At 65.3% G+C, this 18,615-nt stretch carries 17 protein-coding genes; 6 read left to right on the top strand and 11 right to left on the bottom strand.

Annotation, left to right across the window (positions count from 1 at the left end; genetic code table 11):
- Positions 1-28 precede the first annotated feature (28 nt).
- On the bottom strand, positions 29-967 hold the full coding sequence (locus ACXAJV_RS04070) for a LysR family transcriptional regulator (protein ID WP_475082217.1): 939 nt from the start codon (positions 965-967) through the stop codon (positions 29-31).
- An 83-nt stretch (positions 968-1,050) separates the two neighbouring features.
- Here ACXAJV_RS04070 and ACXAJV_RS04065 point away from each other — a divergent pair, with 83 nt between their 5' ends.
- Both ACXAJV_RS04065 and ACXAJV_RS04060 read left to right on the top strand, forming a co-directional pair.
- Positions 1,051-1,620 carry an NAD(P)H-dependent oxidoreductase gene (locus ACXAJV_RS04065; protein ID WP_475082214.1) on the top strand — a complete coding sequence of 190 codons (570 nt, stop codon included), beginning with the start codon at positions 1,051-1,053 and terminating at the stop codon, positions 1,618-1,620.
- A gap of 107 nt (positions 1,621-1,727) precedes the next feature.
- Complete coding sequence (locus ACXAJV_RS04060; protein ID WP_475082212.1) at positions 1,728-2,291, top strand: hypothetical protein; 564 nt, start codon at positions 1,728-1,730, stop codon at positions 2,289-2,291.
- 267 nt (positions 2,292-2,558) lie between these two features.
- Here ACXAJV_RS04060 and ACXAJV_RS04055 read toward each other — a convergent pair whose 3' ends face one another.
- Positions 2,559-3,131, bottom strand: a complete 573-nt coding sequence (locus ACXAJV_RS04055) for an acyloxyacyl hydrolase (RefSeq protein ID WP_475082209.1) — start codon at positions 3,129-3,131, stop codon at positions 2,559-2,561.
- A gap of 49 nt (positions 3,132-3,180) precedes the next feature.
- Positions 3,181-4,374, bottom strand: a complete 1,194-nt coding sequence (locus ACXAJV_RS04050; protein WP_475082207.1) for a phosphoserine transaminase — start codon at positions 4,372-4,374, stop codon at positions 3,181-3,183.
- A gap of 88 nt (positions 4,375-4,462) precedes the next feature.
- Between ACXAJV_RS04050 and ACXAJV_RS04045 the strand changes: the two genes are divergently transcribed.
- Both ACXAJV_RS04045 and ACXAJV_RS04040 read left to right on the top strand, forming a co-directional pair.
- Entirely contained in the window at positions 4,463-5,599 is a 1,137-nt protein-coding gene (locus tag ACXAJV_RS04045; protein WP_475082204.1) for an aminotransferase class V-fold PLP-dependent enzyme, read from the top strand.
- 190 nt (positions 5,600-5,789) lie between these two features.
- Positions 5,790-6,698 carry a DMT family transporter gene (locus ACXAJV_RS04040; RefSeq protein ID WP_475082202.1) on the top strand — a complete coding sequence of 303 codons (909 nt, stop codon included), beginning with the start codon at positions 5,790-5,792 and terminating at the stop codon, positions 6,696-6,698.
- A gap of 15 nt (positions 6,699-6,713) precedes the next feature.
- Here the strand turns inward: ACXAJV_RS04040 and thiD are convergent, their stop codons facing one another.
- From thiD to ACXAJV_RS04020, 4 genes are read right to left on the bottom strand one after another with little or no spacing between them, the layout of a single operon-like run.
- Positions 6,714-7,523 (bottom strand): bifunctional hydroxymethylpyrimidine kinase/phosphomethylpyrimidine kinase, encoded by an 810-nt coding sequence (thiD, locus tag ACXAJV_RS04035; RefSeq protein ID WP_475082200.1) that lies wholly within the window; start codon positions 7,521-7,523, stop codon positions 6,714-6,716.
- Positions 7,524-7,550: 27 nt separating this feature from the next.
- Entirely contained in the window at positions 7,551-8,495 is a 945-nt protein-coding gene (locus ACXAJV_RS04030; RefSeq protein ID WP_475082197.1) for a tetratricopeptide repeat protein, read from the bottom strand.
- 49 nt (positions 8,496-8,544) lie between these two features.
- Positions 8,545-9,423, bottom strand: coding sequence for a hypothetical protein (locus ACXAJV_RS04025; protein ID WP_475082193.1), 879 nt, complete (start codon positions 9,421-9,423; stop codon positions 8,545-8,547).
- Positions 9,424-9,471: 48 nt separating this feature from the next.
- Positions 9,472-10,362, bottom strand: a complete 891-nt coding sequence (locus ACXAJV_RS04020; RefSeq protein WP_475082190.1) for a LysR family transcriptional regulator — start codon at positions 10,360-10,362, stop codon at positions 9,472-9,474.
- Between the two features lie 96 nt (positions 10,363-10,458).
- Here ACXAJV_RS04020 and ACXAJV_RS04015 point away from each other — a divergent pair, with 96 nt between their 5' ends.
- Positions 10,459-11,283: a DODA-type extradiol aromatic ring-opening family dioxygenase gene (locus tag ACXAJV_RS04015; protein ID WP_475082187.1), complete on the top strand. Its 825-nt coding sequence runs from the start codon at positions 10,459-10,461 to the stop codon at positions 11,281-11,283.
- Between the two features lie 28 nt (positions 11,284-11,311).
- Complete coding sequence (locus tag ACXAJV_RS04010; protein WP_475082184.1) at positions 11,312-12,583, top strand: hypothetical protein; 1,272 nt, start codon at positions 11,312-11,314, stop codon at positions 12,581-12,583.
- On the opposite strand, the gene ACXAJV_RS04005 is transcribed toward ACXAJV_RS04010, so the two are convergent.
- From ACXAJV_RS04005 to ACXAJV_RS03990, 4 genes are all read right to left on the bottom strand, one after another.
- A complete protein-coding gene (locus ACXAJV_RS04005) occupies positions 12,580-13,701 on the bottom strand; it encodes a glutathione S-transferase (RefSeq protein WP_475082181.1) in 1,122 nt (373 codons plus the stop codon). The two genes, ACXAJV_RS04010 and ACXAJV_RS04005, sit on opposite strands and share 4 nt — an antisense overlap.
- A 99-nt stretch (positions 13,702-13,800) precedes the next feature.
- Positions 13,801-14,022, bottom strand: a complete 222-nt coding sequence (locus ACXAJV_RS04000) for a hypothetical protein (protein ID WP_475082178.1) — start codon at positions 14,020-14,022, stop codon at positions 13,801-13,803.
- An 847-nt stretch (positions 14,023-14,869) separates the two neighbouring features.
- Complete coding sequence (locus ACXAJV_RS03995; RefSeq protein ID WP_475082176.1) at positions 14,870-17,077, bottom strand: 3-hydroxyacyl-CoA dehydrogenase NAD-binding domain-containing protein; 2,208 nt, start codon at positions 17,075-17,077, stop codon at positions 14,870-14,872.
- Between the two features lie 320 nt (positions 17,078-17,397).
- Complete coding sequence (locus tag ACXAJV_RS03990; protein WP_475082174.1) at positions 17,398-18,603, bottom strand: acetyl-CoA C-acetyltransferase; 1,206 nt, start codon at positions 18,601-18,603, stop codon at positions 17,398-17,400.
- Positions 18,604-18,615: the final 12 nt, after the last annotated feature.

The raw sequence follows: 18,615 nt of genomic DNA, 5'->3' as shown, positions 1-18,615 counted from the left end.
CCGGCCCGGCCGGATGCGCCGGACACTGTCATGCCCGGACTTTTTCACCGGTATCCGCAGGCGGCGGATAGTAGGCCGCCACGATATCCCGCACCGTCTCCACGACATGCCGGATACCCGGATCGGCATCGCTGCGCCGGTGCCAGGCCAGACTCACCATGAAGCCGGGCACCGCCAGCGGAGGATCGCAGACAATGAGGTCACGCTCGGGCCGGCCCGGCAGGCAGGCGCTGGGCAGCAGCGCCACCATGTCGGACGCGGCGACAATGTCGGGCACGACCAGGAAGCTGGGCACGACGACACCGATCCGCCGCTGCAGGCCCTGTTCGGCGAGACGCTCGTCGAGATGGCTGTGCCGTTCGCCTCGTCCGGACACCATGACATGCGGCCAGGACAGCCAGCGCTCCAGGGTGAGCGCGTCTGCAGCGGGATGGCCACGGCGCAGAATCGCCCGGTAACGCTCCTCGAACAGATCGACACGGGCAATGTCCGGTTCCTCGCAATCAAAGACGGAAAGCGCCAGGTCCGTGTCGCCCTGCCGCAGGCTGTCCAGGGTCCGGTCGGCGCCGCGCCAGGGCAGGACGACCAGATCCATTCTGGGCGCGGTCGCCGCCAGACGCTCCAGCAGGGGCGAGACCACCTCGCGCGCCGGCATGTCCGCCATCACCAAGCGCACCGTCCGCTCGAGCGTTTCAAGGTCCGGCGGCGGCGGATCCAGCACGCCGGTGACATCGCAGAGCAAGGTTTTCAGCGGCGCGCGAAGGGCTTCGGCCCGGGCCGTGAGCATCATGCCGTTGCGCGTGCGCTCCAGCAGCGGATCGCCGAACAGGTCGCGCAGGCGTGCCAGCGCGTTCGACGCCGCCGACTGGGACATGCCCAGGCGAAGGGCAGCCCGCGACACATGCCGCTCGTCGAGCAGAGCATCGAGAACGACCAGGAGGTTGAGATCGATCGACCGTAAATTCATGAAACGAATAGTGCCCAATACCGGATATCCATTGGATTGATTATGCAGCCGCGACCAGTCTGTCCGCAAGACAGGAGGTTGCGATGACGCATACACGGATCATGCTTTTCCATCCGGATCTTTCCCGCTCCACCGCCAATGCCGCGCTGGCCGAGGCGGCCTGGAGCATGCCCGGGGTCAAGATTGTCGACATGTATGGCCGCTATGGCCGCAGCGGTGTCGATACCGACAGGGAGGTCGCCGAGTTGCTCGCCGCCGACCGGCTGGTGCTGCAATTCCCGGTGCACTGGTATGCCCCGCCTGCCCTGCTGCAGGACTGGCAAGCGGCCGTCCTGACCCGGATGTTCTATATCAACGCCGAAGCCGAGGGCCGCTGGCTCGAGGGCAAGCCGTTGCTGGTCGCCGCGACGGCCGGCAATGTGCCCTCCGCCTATTCCGCAAGCGGCCAGAACGGGTTTGCGCTGGACACCCTGCTCACCCCGCTGCAGGCCACGGCGCGGCGTTGCCGGTTGCGCTGGGCCGCGCCCTTCCTGCTCTACGAGGCGAACCGGCTGAAGCCGGCCGGGCTGGAGCGTGCCGCCCGCAACTACCGCCGGCATCTGCGTCACTGGATCGACGAGACCGCGCCCCTGCAACTGACCGCCGCGGAATAGTCTCTGCGACAAGCCGCGCCGATTTGCCGGTAAGCGGATGGGCCCCCGCTTGCCGGCCTCCAGCCCGCGTGCCAGCGTGATGTCTGGACCGAGCGGGGAGGCACGGCATGACGATCTTTCGGATACTGGCGGGCGCGGCTGCACTGGCTGCAGCGCCCGTCACGATGGCATGGGGCCAGTCCGGCCCGCCACCGGGCTGCGTCGAGGACGTGCACGACGATTTCGATTTCTGGCTGGGCGAGTGGAATGTCTACGCCCCCGATGGCGGGCCCTATCAGGGCCATAACTCGATCACGAAATCCCAGGGCGGCTGCCTGATCACGGAGCGCTGGCAGGGCGCGAGTGGCTCGACGGGCGAGAGCCTGAATGCCTATGACCCGCTGGCCGGCGCCTGGCGGCAGGTCTGGGTCAGCCCCGGTGCCTTCATCGACTATACCGGCGGGCTGGACGAGGCCGGCGCGATGGTGCTGGAAGGCGAGATCTTCTATCCGGGCAATGGCACACGCGCGGCCTTCCGCGGCACCTGGACGCTCCGGGAGGACGGCACGGTGCGCCAGCACTTCCAGCAACAGGGCGCAGACGGCGAATGGGCCGACTGGTTCACCGGCATCTATGTGCGCGTGGAAGACGATCCGCGGGCGGATGAGGCCGAAGCGGCGCGGGCGGGTTGAGCTTTTGTCAGACCTCATGCCCCAAACCGTCATCCCGACGAAGGTCGGGACCCAGATCATAAAGCGGGATTTGGGCTGAATGAGTTCCGGTGCGAGTTCGCGTCATCCAAGACAAGCGCGAACTCGCGACCATCCGGTCTTGTGAACTGGACCCTGACCTTCGTCAGGGTGACGGCAGATGTGAAGTATCGCGGTGGCTTGAGGGCAACGGCGGCCCCTCCCCCGCTTCGCGGGTCCCCCTCCCCATGAAATGGGGAGGAAATTCACCTACTGTCCCCAGCGATAACCGATGCGGATGCCGGCATTGTCCAGGGCCTGGTTGCGGCCGGAGGCCAGGATCTGGCCGTGGGAGATGTGTTCGTAATAGGCGCCGACCGACCAGTGATCATTGAGGTCATAGTCGAGCCCGATCGCATTGTGGAACAGGATCTCATTGCCCATCAGGGAGCGCGTCGTGGCGAGGCGGATACGCGTCGGATCGTCCGGCGGAGAGTTGGGATCAATATCCTTGACACCATCATTATAGCTGAGCCCGGTGCGGAATTCGAAATTCCAGTTCTCGGAGAACTCCCAGCTCCAGGCGAAACCGGTCGCGCCGAAATTGGTCAGCCCGTTCGTGTTGAACGAACCATAGAGGTAAGGCCGCGGCGACCAGATGAATTCGAGGAAGTCCGGCGACTCGAACAGGGCATCGACCGTGATGTTCGGCCCGTCCTCGACATGGTCGGCCAGATCGTGGGCCGTCACGCCGAGACGGATTTCCGTCCCGCGCTCTTCATCGGCAAAGGCCGGAGCGGCCAGGCATGCTGCGGCCAGTGCGGCCAGTCCCAAACGCGTCATCATTATCCCCTCGCTCAAGAGTGTGTCCGGCGCAGCGATAGCGCGCCGCTCACAATGCGTCCAGCGCTTCACGATAGGCCCAGTCGAGCCACGGCCCAAGCGCCGCCAGATCGTCGGCCTCGATGGTCGGGCCGCACCAGATACGGATTCCCGGTACCGAAGCCCGGTGCATGTTGACGTCCAGCCCCGCATTCTCGCGTTCCAGCAGCGTCGTGATGCCCTTGGTCAGCGCCCATTGCTGTTCGGTATCCAGCGCGGCGGCTTCCGGTGCAACATATTTCAGCGCAACCGAGATCGGCGACCGTGCACCCCCGTCCTCGCACAGATAATCGATCCAGTCGGACTGGCGCACCCAGGCATCCAGCGTCTCGAAATTCGTCTTGCTGCGGCGGACCAGCTCCGGCAGGCCGCCAATGCGTGACCCCCATTTGAGCGCAGCAAGATAATCCTCGACCGCCATCAGGGATGGTGTGTTGAGGGTGGAGCCCTCATAGAGCGCCATATCGGCCTTGCCATTCTTGTGCAGCTGCAGGATCGCCGGGATCGGCCGGTCAGGGCGGAAGCTGTTGAGGCGTTCGATGGCCCGCGGCCCCATCACCAGCATGCCGTGCTGAGCTTCCCCGCCCATGCATTTCTGCCAGGAGAAGGTGAGCACATCGATCTTCGACCAATCGATATCGATGGCAAAGGCGGCCGAGGTCGCGTCGCACAGGGTCAGACCCTCGCGATCCGCGTCGATCCAGTCATAATCCGGAATGCACACGCCGGCCGCCGTGCCGTTGAGCGTGAAGACCGCGTCGCGCTTGCCGTCATACCTGGAGAGGTCGGGCAGGATGCCGGCCGGTGTCTGGAAAGTGCGCAGATCGTCCAGCTTCAGCTCGTCGCGCGCATCTGTTGTCCACTTGTTGCCGAACACATCCCAGGAGAAAACGTCGGTCCCGCGCGCGCCAAGCAGCGACCACATTGCCGCTTCCATCGCGCCGGTATCCGAGCCCGGCATCAGCGCGACATGATAATCGTCCGGCAGTTCCAGCAGGGCCCGCGTGCGTTCCAGCGATTCCTTGATCCGCTGCACAGCCGTGCCGGCGCGGTGGGTGCGCGAAAGCGGCGCATCGGCCAGCGCCTCCCAGCTCCAGCCGGGATATTTCTTCACCGGACCGCAGGAAAAACGCGGATCGGCGGGCCGCAGCATCGGCTTGGGATTGTCGGTGCGGGCGGGGGCGGTCAGCGTATCGTCGGCCACAGGGCTCTCCTGGCAGCGGGAAACAAGGGGGTATTCGTGACGGGCTGCACGTTGACGCCCTCTTCCCGCCGGGGCAAGAGGCTAGGCCATGATCCCGTCCCAGCGTGACCTTTTCGACATCCCGCGCGACCGCGTCTATCTCAACACGGCCTATATGGGGCCGATGCCGAAAAGCGCCATCGCGGCCGGCCAGGAAAGCTATGCCGCCAAGGGTCAGCCCTGGGCCTATGACGTGCAGCAGGATTTCTTCGGCCTGCCCGAACAGCTGCGCGAGCGCGGAGCACGCCTGTTCGGGGCGCAAGCCGGCGACATCGCGCTCGTGCCCTCGGCCTCCTACGGCCTCGCCACAGCCGCGCGGAATCTGGCACCGCAGAACCGGTCGGAAATCCTGGTTCTGGACGGCCAGTTTCCCTCCAATGTCTATGTCTGGCGCGATCTGGCCGAACAGTATGGTGCCCGGCTTGTCACCGTGAAACGCCAGCCCGGCCAGGGCTGGACGGAAGCGCTGATCCGCGCCATCGGCCCGGCGACTTCGATTGTCGCCTGCCCGCATGTGCATTGGCTCGATGGCGGCCAGCTGGATCTCGCCCACATTTCCAACACGGCCCGCCGCCAGGGCGCCGCCCTGGTGCTGGATCTCACGCAATCACTGGGCGCCCTGCCATTCGACATGGCCGCGATCCAGCCCGATTTCGCCGTCGCGGCGGGCTATAAGTGGCTGCTGGGGCCCTATTCCACCGGCCTGCTCTATGTTGCGCCCCACCATCATGACGAAGGCGAACCGCTGGAGCAGAACTGGATCACCCGCGAGGGCGCCGACAATTTCACCCGGCTGATCGACTACACCGAGGCCTACGCCCCCGGCGCCCGGCGCTTCGATATGGGCGAGCGCTCGGCGATGCAGCTGGCACCGGCCGCCCTGGCCAGTCTCGACCAGGTGCTCCACTGGGGCGTCGGCGCCATAGCGCGAGCTTTGGCAGAACGCACGGCCGCCATCGCCACAGCGACGGCGCCGCTCGGACTGGCTGACGACATGGTCGAACGCGCGCCGCATTATCTCACCCTGGGCCTGCCCGCCGGTGCCCCGGACGATCTTCTGGCCCGGCTGGCCGCGCGCAATATCCATATCTCCCAGCGCGGCGACCGCCTGCGCATCACCCCGCACCTGTTCAATGACGACACCGACATCGCCGCCTTCGCCGACGGGCTGAGGGCCGTGTTGTGAGGGTGGGAAGCCAACGCAAGGCTTCCCCTGCGCAGCGGGGGAAGTGGCCGAGCCCGGCCTTGGGCCGGGTGAGGTCGAAGGGGGTAAGTCCATGCGCGCTGACGCGCTCAGCGCCGCTACGCGTCGCCCCCTCAGCCGGCTGCGCCGGCAGCTCCCCCGCAAGCGGGGCGAGCCCTTGCCGGAGCCTCCCGTGAAGCCCGCCCATGTCCATCTGCCCGGCCTGATGGACTGGGCTGCGCTGGTATTGCTCACCGTGCTGTGGGGATCGGCCTTTGCCTTTATCAAGCACGGAGTGGAAACCCTGCCGCCCGGCGGGCTGATCTTCGTGCGCATCGCCCTGGCGGCCCTGTTGCTGGCGGGCTGGGCGCGGCTACGCGGTCACCGCCTGCCAGCGCTGAGCGATACGCGCTGGCTGTGGTTCGCGGGGCTGGGCTTTTTCGGCAATGCCCTGCCTTTCTATCTCGTCAGCTGGGGCCAGCAATATATCGACAGCGCGCTGGCCGGCATCCTGGTCGCCATCATGCCACTGGCCACGGTGGCGATGGCACATGTCTTCGTGCCCGGCGAACACCTCACCCTGCGACGCCTGACCGGCGTGTTCACGGGGTTTGCCGGTGTCGTCCTGCTGCTGGGACCGGCCGCGCTGACCGATCTGGGCGGCGCCGATGTCTGGGCCCAGCTGGGCGTGGTCGCCGCGGCGGTGTGCTATGGTATCAATGCGATCCTGGCGCGGCTGATCCCGCCAACCCCGCCCTCGGTCTCCGGTGCCGGCATGCTGATCTGCGGCGCGCTCTTCGCCCTGCCTGTGGGACTGGTCGAACTGGCACAGGCCGGACCCGTCGCCCCGACCGCCTGGCTGGCGGTCATCTGGCTGGCCGCCGGACCGACAGCGCTGGCCTCGGTCGTGCTGATGCAGGTGGCGGGCACGGCGGGCCCCAACTTCCTCGCCATCGCCAATTATCTCACCCCGATCGCCGCAATGATCACCGGCGTGCTGATCGGCGAGACCATTGGCTGGCACGCCGTGCTCGCCCTCGCCGTCATCCTTACCGGTGTGTGGCTGGCCCGGAAACGGGCCGCTGACACTCCGGCCCGCTGAACCAGGCCCGCCAGGTCAGGGCCGCACCACCCACATATGATCGACCGGACCGTGGCCGGCGCCGAAGCCCGGCGCGCGGCGAATGGCTTCGTGCAGATAATCGCCGGCCTTTCGCACGGCTTCCGGTAACGGCTCGCCGCCGGCCATCCGGGCGGCAATCGCCGAAGCCAGGGTGCAGCCGGTGCCATGGGTGTGCTTCTTGCGGATGCGCGGACGTTCCATCAATTCCATGCCACGGGTGGAGACGAGCACATCGGTGACGGCATCGCCGGCAAGATGCCCGCCCTTCACCAGCGCCGCCTTGGCGCCCATGCCGACCAGCGCTTCGGCAGCCGCCAGCTGACCCTGTACATCCTCCACCGTCAGCCCGGTCAGGCGCGCCGCTTCGGCTGCGTTCGGCGTGACCAGCGTGGCCAGCGGCACGAGACGGTCGCGGATCGCGGCCTCGGTGCCGTCATCGACCAGCCGGTCGCCGGATGTGGCGATCATCACCGGATCGAGCACCAGCGGCAGAGCCGGGTCGGCCGCTTCCAGCGCCGCGACGACGAGTTCGACAATCTCCACTGTGGCGAGCATGCCGGTCTTCACGACATCGGCACCGATATCGTCGAGCACGGCCCGGATCTGGCCTTCCACGATGGCATTGGGCACCGGATGGATGGCGCTGACACCCAGCGTGTTCTGGACGGTGATCGCCGTGATCGCCGTCGCCGCATAACCGCCCATGGCGGAAATCGCCTTGATGTCGGCCTGGATACCGGCACCGCCGCCACTGTCGGAGCCGGCGATGACGAGCACCCGGCCGGCCGGTTCGTCTGCTTGCATGATGAATGTCCTGACTGGCTGGAAGGATCAGCGCTGCTGGAGTTCGCGCAGCCGGGCCCGCGCCCGGGCGGCCTCGGCATCGGAGATGGCATAGGACGCTGCCTGCGAATAGAGCTCGCGGGCTTCGGCAGTCTCGCCCTGTTCGGCGCGTACTTCTGCCAGGGCGATCAGCGCCCGGAAATCGTCGGGAGCGAAGGCAAGCATCTGTTCGTAGATGATGGCCGCCGGCTGCAGCTCGCCGGTCCGCGTCAGGCAGGCCGCATGGCGGTGCAGGCTTTCATCATCCCAGGGATTTTCAGCCACAGCCGCGCCGGTCTCGGCACATTCACCGGTCACACTGGAAGCGGCGGCGGCCACCGGATTGGCCGGTGCTGCCGAGGCAGAAGGCGCGGGCGCATGCCCGGCCTCATCGGCCGGCGCGAGATCTGCCGGGGCATGACCGGTCGCTGCAACCCCGTCCGGCACTACATGACTGTCAGCCCCCGAAGCCGGCTGGCCATGGCCTGCCGCGGTGCCGGCACCGTGGTCGCCGCGCGCCGGCGATGCCGCCACGGGAGCGGTCGCAGGCGCGTGAGAAGGCCCGGACGGTCGGGTCGCAGCGGCGACCGGCGCATCCAGGCTGAAACTCACAAGCACGCCGCCCTGGCGCAGCTCGGTGCGGACATTCTGCCAGCCCGCAGCCTGACCGAGTTCCACCAGCGCGCCATCAGCCACCGGCATGGTCGAGACACGGCTGACGAGGTTGGCGCGATAGGGCGACACCTCACGGGTGCGCACCGCGACGCCGCCGATCATCAGACTGACGCGCCCGGCCGCCTGGGATAGTTCCACCGACCGCGGCTGTTCGTCGAAGGCGAGCCAGACCTGACCGTTCAGGCCATCGGCACGGGTGAGGACATCGCGCAGTTCAGCGCTCGCCGGGCCGGCGAACACGCCGGTGCAGAGCGTGGAGATCAGCAGGGCTCTGTACATGGCGTCCTTGTCCTCAACCTGTCGCGTCCCGCTAGCCTGCTCCCGGCGTCTAACCAGCTACAGCGGCCTGCGCCGTCGTCACCGGCACGGCATTGCAGGCGTCATAACCCAGCGCACCGATCAGCGTTCCGTCGGCTTCGCGAACCGACTCGTAGACATAACAGCCCTCGCCGAAGTCGGGAAAGACACCGCGCACGAATATCGGATCACCTTCCCCGAACAGCGCATCCGCCGAGTCGAGCGGGCGCAGCGAGTTGATAGCCCGGCCCTCGTCGCGCGTCGCACATTCCCAGGTCTGCGTGTCGGGATCGACGATACGCACCCCCGTCGCCCCGCCGCTCATTGTATAGGCCAGCGAGACATGGGCCGGCCGGTCGCCGAACTCGGCCAGGCAGGCATCAATGGCCGGTAGATAGCTGATGATATAGTTCGACCAGCGATCGTCCTGCGCCTGCTCCCGGGCGCAGCCGGCCTGGACCGTCTCGCCGATCCGCAGCGCCGCGAAATGCGTGAAGCCCGTTTCACCCGCCGCCTCGCAGGGGCCGGCCTGCAGCTGCAGCTCGGCCGGTTCGCCCGACGCCGTTGTGCCGTGGAAACGCCGGACGCCACCTTCCAGATAGGGCATGGCAATCTGCAGATCCGCTGCCTGTTCGGTCCCGTCAGCATCGGCAAGAACCAGCGCGACACGGATGGCACCGCCGGTATCGTCCTGATAGGTCAGATCGCCCGACCAGCCCGACTGGCCGGTAAGCTGATAGCCAAAACCCCGCGGCGCGCCGCGCCGGTCGGCCCGCGGATGGTCGAAGACGGAACCGGCAACATCGTCCGTTCCGCCACCCACGCCCATCATGTCGCTTCCGGTTGTCGCGCAGCCTGCCAGCACCACCAGCGCTGCCATCGCCAGAAATCCCGTGACCTGTCGTCTCATACCGTACCCTCTGCCTGATCCACACGCGTTCTTATAGCGCCTGCGCGGCTAGACGACACCGTCAAACCGCTTGGCCAGATAGTCGACAAAGGCGCGCACCCGGTGCGTCATGTAGCGATTGGAGGGAAAGACCGCCCAAAGGAAGCGGTGTTCCGGCGCCCAGTCTGCCAGCACATCGATCACCTCGCCGCGCTCAAGCGCATCGACGGCCGCCCAGCGCGGCGAGCAGGCCACGCCCAGACCCGCCTTGGCTGCCGACACAGCCGCCACCGCACCGTTCAGGGAGAGGCGGCCATTGACGCGGACCTCGACCTCCTCGCCCTCGCGCTCGAACTTCAGCAATTGCGGGCTGGGCTTGTTGCGGTCGATGATCATGTCGTGGCGGGTGAGGTCGTCCGGATGCTGCGGCATCCCGTTGCGCTCGACATAGGCGGGAGACGCCACGCAGGCCATGCAGGCTGGCGCCAGGCGCCGCGCAATCAGGGCACTATCGGGCAGATTGCCGATCCGCACGCCCACATCGAAACCTTCATTGACCAGATCGACCATGCGGTCGGCCATCGACAGGCGCACATCGACCTTTGGCCATTCGGTCATGAAGTCGGCAATGATCGGGATCAGTCGGCGGGCGCCAAAATCCACCGGTGCGGTGACGCGCAATACGCCGGCCGGTGCCAGCCGCGCGCTCGCTACGCCCTCTTCCATCGCGTCATACTCGTCAAGCCAGGGCTGGACACGGTCGAGCAGGGCCGCGCCGGCATCGGTGAGACGGACCGAGCGGGTCGTGCGCTCGAACAGGCGGGCCTGCAAACGCTGCTCCAGTGCCGTGATCTGCTTGGACGCGGCGCCGGGCGTCATCGCCTCGCGATCGGCCGCCTTGGTGAAACTGCCCAGCTCGGCCACCGAACAGAACAGGCGCAAGGCATCGATCCGGTCCATTTATTCCTCATCAGAAAGAGAAAGCTTCGATGCCGCATACTTATCCCTTGTGGGCGAAAATACCAGATAGCGGGCCCGTCTTTCCGGAGTATCCTCATGCCTCTCGGCCCGCTCTTTATTTCGCACGGCGCCCCCGACGTGCTGACTGTGTCCTCGCCTGCTCATGACGCCCTGAAAACACTCGGCCTGGCGCCGCAGACCCGCGCTGTCGCTATTGTCTCGGCGCACTGGGAGGCCGAAGCGCCCGTGCTGGTGCAGTCGGCCGCGACGCCGGAGACGATCCACGACTTCCACGGCTTTGGACCGGGTCTGGAGCGCGCGGTCTATGCCGCCCCCGGATCGCCCAGCCTTGCCGCGATCACGCTGGATCTCCTGCGCGAAGCCGGCATCGAGGCCGAGGCCGACCGCCGGCGCGGGCGCGATCACGGTGCCTGGATCCCGCTCGCCCTGATGCGGCCGGAAGCCGATATCCCGGTCTTCCAGATCAGCCTGCCCGGCAGCGACACGGCCGCCATCGCGCTCGGACGGGCGCTGGCGCCCCTCGCAGACCGCGGCGTCCAGATCATCGGATCGGGTTCGCTGACACATTCACTGCGCGCATCGCTCGCCGCGGCCGAGGCCGCACCGCCCCATCCCGGCGCGCAGGCTTTCCGCGACTGGATTGTGCCGAAAATCGCCAGCGGTGAGGTTGATGCGCTGACCGGCTGGCAGGACGCGCCGCTGGCCGGCTTCAACCACCCAACGCCGGAACATTTCCGGCCACTGCTTGTGACGATGGCCGCGGCGGGACCGGACGCCGCAGAACTGATCCACACCTCCTGGAGCCGCAGCGCCCTGGCGATGGATATCTGGCGGTTTGCACCACAAAAACCGGCCAACAACACCGGATCAAGTCTGGATCAAACCGGCTTCAACGACTAAGGTCGAACACAACCTAGGGGGAGGTTACATGTCTGACAGTGATACAGTATTGCCGGAGGCCGACAAGGCCGCGGTAAGAGCGGAAGCCGTTGAGGAAGTGCGCGCGGAGCTGGAACAAGCGACCGTGTCGGAATTGCCGCCAGACATCGAGCAGGCCCGGCCCAAGGAGATCAAGAAATTCCAGCATTCGCACCGGCGCGACCGCGCGCTGAACCTGCTGCTGCGGCGTGGCCCCTTCGTACCGTTGGCCTACAAAGATAATTCCAGTCACATGATCCGTCCGGAGCCGGCAGAGTACACACGTGCCGAATATGCGCCGCAGATCGACTGCTACACCGGCTTCAAGCATGAACTGATCCATTTCCACCGCGAGACGGTGCTGAACTTCCGCACCTGGGTGAATCATTCCGACATCAACATCTATGTGATCGAAAACAAGTTTCCCGCCGATGCCGGCGTGCGTGACTACATCACGGCCTTCAAGCTGATCCTGAAGTCGTTTCAATGGCTGCACATCCTGTGGAAACGCGTGGCCCAGATCATCGCCATCGCCTTCTTCAGCCTCGTCGTGCTGAACCTGCCTGCCATCTCCAGCCTGTTCGCGGTCTTCCCCTCCTCGCCGGGGGCACTGCTGGCCATTGCGGGCACGCTTGGGGCAATCGTCGCGCTGATCATGTTTGGCAGCATACGATCGCTCACGGAAAACTACCGGGCCCGATTGCAGTCGGCCTCGACCACGCTCGGCGCAACGCTGAACTCGAAGACCGCCGCCCTGAACACGCGCTTCGCCCAGGTCTGCAATGATGCTGGCAATGCACGCAGCACCTATGATTCCAATGAACGAGACTGGATCGAGCAAGCCAAATGGCTCACCCGGGTTGCCCTGTGGCTTCCCAAGCGGGTCGACTACATGGACCGCTTCTTTCAGCTGGAAATGCAGAACATCCGCGCCTTCCGCAATGGCAGCGGCATTATCGGCAATGTTTCGGCCATTCTCGTAATGCTTGCCGCCGAAGGCCTGCTCGGCTTGGCGCTGGCGGACATACTTCACTCCGGCGGCAACCTGATGTCGGGCGATGCATTCCTGGTGATCACCGCCATGGTTTTCGCGGCGGTCGTCACACGTATTTCCACACTCAACACGGTGTCGCTGCGCAATCGCGACATCCGTCAGTGGATGAACGAGCAGAGCTGGACCAAGTTCGGCGATTTCGACATGTTCAGGAATATCGAAGGCATTGTCGATACCTATGCCTATCAGGTGTATGCCGACCAGAACCGGGGGTCGTCTCGCGGCTAGCGCCCCTGGACGCAGAGGCGGAAGTGGCGGCGTTCGAGCCGGACGGGCATGTCGAAATCGAGCAATTGCTGCGCACCGATGCTGCGCAGCAAGTCTTCCGCCTGCAACCGCGCCTCACCGTCCAGTGAGGCCAGGAAATCGGTCACGCGCTGCAGCATCCACAACGGATAGGGAATGACGGCCCGGTCGGTCTCGACCACCGTGTCGCCATGACCGATCCTGGCCTTGTGGAAGCCCAGCATACGCGGCACTTCCGCCATGTCCGGGTTCTCGTCAGCCCAGGCCGCAAAGCGGCCCGCCGTATCGATGAGAACGGGCAATTGCTGCGCAGCAAACATGCGCAGCATGGGAAGCAGGGTCTCCGGCAAATCACCGTCCGCCGGCAGGAAATCACCCGTCAGCGCGTGCTGCGGCGCGTGGCAGCGCAGCGCCCAGTCGGCAACGCGCGGCGCCAGGCGGCGCATGATCTCGCCAGACGCCGGATCGCGCAGCAAATGCGCATAGAGCGGTCCGAGAAACCCATAATCGGCAATCGAGGGCCGGGAACCGAGCAGAAAATCATGCCGGGCCAGATGGGTATCGAACGCCGCCAGGAACGCCTCGAAGGCCGCTTCCACTGCCTGGACGCTGTCCGGATTGATGCCCAGCACGGGCAGGGCGCCGGAGAAGTATTCAACCGGCTTGCGTACGCGCTCCCTTTGCTCCTCCGGTGGCAGGTCCGGGAAGGAAAACGCCCCGAACTCGCCATGGGCGAAGTCGCGACTATAGGCCCAGCGATAATGCATGGCCGGGATTACCAGCCACTCGTCTCCGAAGAGCTCGAGGATCAGGGCGGCCAGGCGCTGGCGCACACCGTCCGGATACACCGAGGGCCCCGCCTCGTGCTGCTCGACATAGTCGATGATGTCTGTCGTGTCCTGCAGGGTGACGCCCGTATCCGAGCCGTCATGGTGCACAACGACCGGAATGACCGGCCAGCCGACCCGCGGCAGGATCTCGCGCTTGTAGACCTCGCGCGTCGACATCTCTTCGCGAAACGGCACATTCTTCCAGCGCAGATAGCCGCGCACCTTGCCGGTATAGAGTGAAACCGCCGCGCCGATCAGTGTGTAGGACATGCCTGTCTCCCCGTTGAGGGAAGCGAGAATAGCCCCGTGCGCTGCCGATTGAACCACAGTTTCACCACAGGACACGCGCGGCTCGTGTGCCGGACATGCTCAGCGGGCGGTGTCGCCGTCCTTGCTGATCGTCTTGATCACCGGAATCATCAGCCCGGCTTCCTGCCGCCAGGCAACATAGTCGGCCGCTTCCGATGCGGTTTGATAGCTGGACCAGGCGGCCCAGCCGAGCATGCCCGTCAGTGCGAATGCGACAGCCCAGATCGCCAGAGCGACCGAACGCATCCGCGTCGGCCAAGAGTATTCGGTTCTTTGAAACATCGGGTGTAGTCCTGCCCCGCAGCGCCCCAAGCGCCTGTTGGGGGCCATAGTGACGCCCGGCAGGGTTAACGCACCGAATATTCTATTAACCCTGTCTTCAGACCCCTTAACGCTCGCCTTTCACGCCCGGAAACAGGAGCTTGCGTCTGTTTTATAGATTATGCACGCTAAGGACGCACCGCTCTCCCACAAGGCGAATTCTTCATGAAGTACGTCTGAGCCTGCCTGTCCGGCACCGCCGGCCTGCGCGCATCGCCCAGAAGCACCAACCGCCCGTCCCCGGCTCGCAAGGAGCAGGGAGGCGGGCGGCCGTGTTGCTTCCGGTCGGGTTTTGACACCCTGTCCTTTAGCGCACCCCGATCGGCGGACCGGGGCCAGCGAACCCCGAGAGGGCCGGCTGTAATCGCGGCTTCCTGGTCACCGCCCTTGCAGGCGGATCAGTCTCTCCGGTGCGGAAGGGCTTTCAAGCCGGAGGTCCTTGCGGATCCTGACTCTCGGCCCGGCCTGGGGGAACCCGCCCTTTCGGACTTGTTCTGGCCCGCTCGTCCGGTCGCCGGTCCTCGCGGACCGTCTCCCCTGGAGCCTTCTTTTCCGGCGATCCCCGGGCCCGGAGGCCCGCTTCGGTCGCTGTCGATGGATCAAGTAGACCACCCCGCCGCGGACCCGGCAACGCACGAAACATCCCGTTTCGTGGACAAGTTCGCGCTCAGGGTGGAAAAGTTTCGGCCTTCTGTGGATATGCTGGTGAAAACTTCCAACACCCCGAAAACACGCCCGGAATAGCGGCAAAGAAAAGCCGGCGCAACTCGCATTGCACCGGCTTTTGCAGTCCTGGCGCTGCCATACCCTAGGCGGCTGCAGCTCCCTTCGTGCCGAAGCGGCCGTAGAAGGTCTCACCCTTCTCGGCCATCTCCTTGAGGAGGGCGGGCACGGTGAACTGGTCGCCATACCGGGCTTCGAGTTCTTCGGCGCGCGTCACGAAGGCCTTGGCGCCCACCGTGTCGATGAAGGACAGCGTGCCGCCGGTGTAGGGCGCAAAGCCCCAGCCGAGGATCGAGCCGACATCGGCCTCGCGCGGATCGGCGACGATCTCCTCTTCCATGCAGCGCGCGGCTTCGAGCGCCTGGGCGTAGAGGATACGGTCCTTGACCTCGTCGGCCGTCGGCTGTTCGGCGGCATAGGCACCACCCGGCGCAAACTGCTCCAGCTCCGGCCACAGGCGTTTCGGTTGGCCCTTCTCGGACGGGTAGTCGTAGAAGCCCTTGCCATTCTTGCGGCCCAGACGGTCATACTCCTCGACCATCTTGAACAGAATCGGCTCGGTGCCCGACGGCTTGTAGTCATCGCCCAGATCGGCCTGGGTCTGCTTGATCAGCTTCACGCCGAGATCCAGCGCGACCTCGTCCTGCAGGGAGAGCGGGCCGACCGGCATGCCGGCCATCTTGGCCGCATTCTCGATCAGGGCCGGCTTGACGCCCTCACCCAGCATTTTCAGGCCTTCACCGACATAGCGCATGACGCAGCGATTGGCGTAGAAGCCGCGCGTATCGGCCACGACGATCGGCGTCTTCTTGATCTTGGTGACAAAATCGATGGCCCGGGACAGGGCATAATCGCCGGTTTCGCCGCCCATGATGATCTCGACCAGATTCATCTTCTCGACCGGCGAGAAGAAGTGGATGCCGATGAAGTTGGCCGGACGGGCCGAGGCCTTGGCCAGATCGGTGATCGGAATGGACGAGGTGTTCGAGCCGAACACGGCCGTCTCGCCGATCTGTTCCTCGGCCATCTTGGTGATCTTGGCCTTGAGTTCGGAATTCTCGAACACGGCCTCGACGACCAGGTCGACATCCTTGATCAGGGTGTAGTCGGTGGTCGGCGTGATCAGGGCTGCCAGGGCGTCGGCCTTGTCCTGGGTCAGCTTGCCGCGCGCGACACCTTTCCCGAAATGATCGGTGCAGTGCTTCTTGCCCTTTTCGGCGCCTTCCTGGGTGGCGTCGATCAGCACGATCTCGATACCCGCCTGGGCCGAGACCGTGGCGATGCCCGCACCCATGAAGCCGGCGCCGATAATGGCGATCTTCTTGATATCCGCCTTGGACTGACTGGCCGGACGGCGGCCGCCCTTGTCCAGATCCTGCTTGGACAGAAAGATGGAGCGGATCATGTTGCGGCTTTCCGGGCGCAGCAAAAGCTTGGTGAAATACCGGCTCTCGATGCGGATCGCCTGGTCCATGGAGACCTGGGAGCCTTCATAGACGCAGGACAGGATATAGCGCTGGGCGGGATAGTTGCCGTAGGTGTTCTTGCGCAGCATCGGCGAGGCGGCACCGAAGACCTGGGCGCCGGCGGGATGGTAGGGGCCGCCGCCGGGGAATTTGAACTTGTCGCCATCCCAGGGCTGTTTCGCACCCTTGGGGTCTTCCTTGACGATCTCCTTGGCCTTCGCGACCAGCTCGGCCAGCGGCACGACGGCATCGGCAATACCGAAACCCTGAGCCTTGGCCGCATCAAGCTGCTGGCCCTGCAGCAGGACCGGTGCGGCATTCATCACGCCGACGAGGCGCGGCAAGCGCTGGGTGCCGCCGCCGCCCGGCAGCACACCGACCATCGCTTCCGGCAGGCCCAGCTTGGCCTTGGGATTGTCGGACGGCATGACCCGGTAATGGCAGGCCAGCGCGATCTCGAACCCGCCGCCCAGGGCGAGGCCGTTGATCGCCGCGGCAATCGGCTTGCCGCAGGTTTCCAGGGCGCGGAAGGTCTTGTTGAGGCGGAAGCACTGCTCGAACAGTTTCTGCTTCATCTCCTCTTCCGGCAGCTTGGCCAGCTCGTCATTGGCGCCGCCCAGCTCGGACAGGTCGGCGCCGGCGCAGAACGCGTCCTTGCCGGAGGTGATGACGACGCCCTTGATGTTGTCGTCCTCGATGATCTGTTTCGTCAGCGCGTCGAAGTCGTCCATGACTTCGGCGGAGATGACATTCATCGACTTGCCCGGGCTGTCGAAGGTGACCAGGGCAATGCCGTCATTGTCGGTTTCGATGGTGAAGTTTTTCATGTCAGTTCCCCATTGGTGGGAAGAAAATCGTGTTGAGATAGTGGTCGCTAGAAAATTCTAAGGCCCAGTTTGACTGGCAAACGACCAAGTACGTGTTCGGTTCGGACAAGTGGCGCCGGACACGATATTCGCCGCACACTTCAGAGAAAGTGACCCCTTCAGCACCCTGCTCCGCGTCGTAGATCGAAGGAAAGTCGATCCCGACTTCTTCTGCAGACACGGTCTCTAGTGACCAATCGCAGAAGAACGCATCGGACGGGCATGGGGCCTGCTCGGTCGTCTGAAGCACCAAAGATATCGCAAAGGACGCCAGCAAAGCCCTACACCCGCTCGATGATCGTCGCGGTGCCCATGCCGCCGCCGACGCAGAGCGTGGTGAGCGCGGTGGACTTGCCGGAGCGTTCCAGCTCGTCGAGCACGGTGCCCAGGATCATCGCGCCGGTGGCGCCCAGCGGGTGACCCATGGCAATGGCGCCGCCATTCACATTCATCTTGGAATGGTCGATCTCATAGGCCTGCATCAGGCGCAGCACGACGGCCGCGAAGGCCTCATTGAGCTCCCACAAATCGATGTCAGACGCGTTCATGCCGGCTTTCTTGAGCACTTTCTCGGTCACCGGGACCGGGCCGGTCAGCATGATGGTCGGTTCCGAACCGATCGACGCCATGGCGCGGATGCGGGCGCGCGGCTTGAGGCCCGCCTTCTCGCCGGCTTCCTTCGAGCCGACCAGCACCATGCCGGAGCCGTCGACGATGCCGGAGGAATTGCCGCCCGTGTGAACCCAGTTGAGGTATTCCACTTCCGGATAGCGCTGGGTGGCAACAGCTTCGAAGCCGACGAAATCGGACAGGTCCTTGAAGGCCGACTTCAGCGAACCCAGACCCTGCATGTCGGTGTCCGGACGCATGTGCTCGTCATGGTCGAGAATGGTGACACCGAGCTGGTCCTTCACCGGCACGACCGATTTGGCAAACCGCTTCTCGGCCCAGGCGCGCGCCGCGCGCTTCTGGCTTTCCACGGCATAGGCATCGACATCGTCGCGGGAGAAGCCGTACTTGGTGGCGATCAGATCGGCCGAGACGCCCTGCGGCACGATATAGTGGTCGAAGGAAATCTCCGGATCGGAGCCCATCGCACCGCCATCGGACCCCATCGGCACGCGGGACATGGCTTCCACGCCGCCGCCGATGGCGAAATCGGCCTCGCCGGACATCACCTTGGCCGCCGCGACATTCACCGCTTCCAGGCCCGAGGCGCAGAACCGGTTCAGCTGATAGCCGGCGGCCGTCTCGGCATAATTGGCGTTGATCACGGCGGAGCGCGAGATGTTCGCGCCCTGCTCGCCGACCGGCGAGACAACACCCATGATCACATCGTCGACCAGGGCGGTGTCGAGATTGTTCCGGTCGCGGATCGCCTCGAGCTGCTGGGTGGCCAGCTGCAGCGCGGTGATCTCGTTGAGCGCTCCGTTTTTCTTCTTGCCCCGCGGGGTTCGCGTGGCGTCGTAGATATAGGCTTCGGTCATCTTGGCTTCCTT

This window comes from Maricaulis sp. ABE4_448, assembly GCF_056160825.1.
The sequence above is the reverse complement of the archived record's forward strand: the minus strand, read 5'-3'. Positions and strand labels throughout refer to the sequence as shown.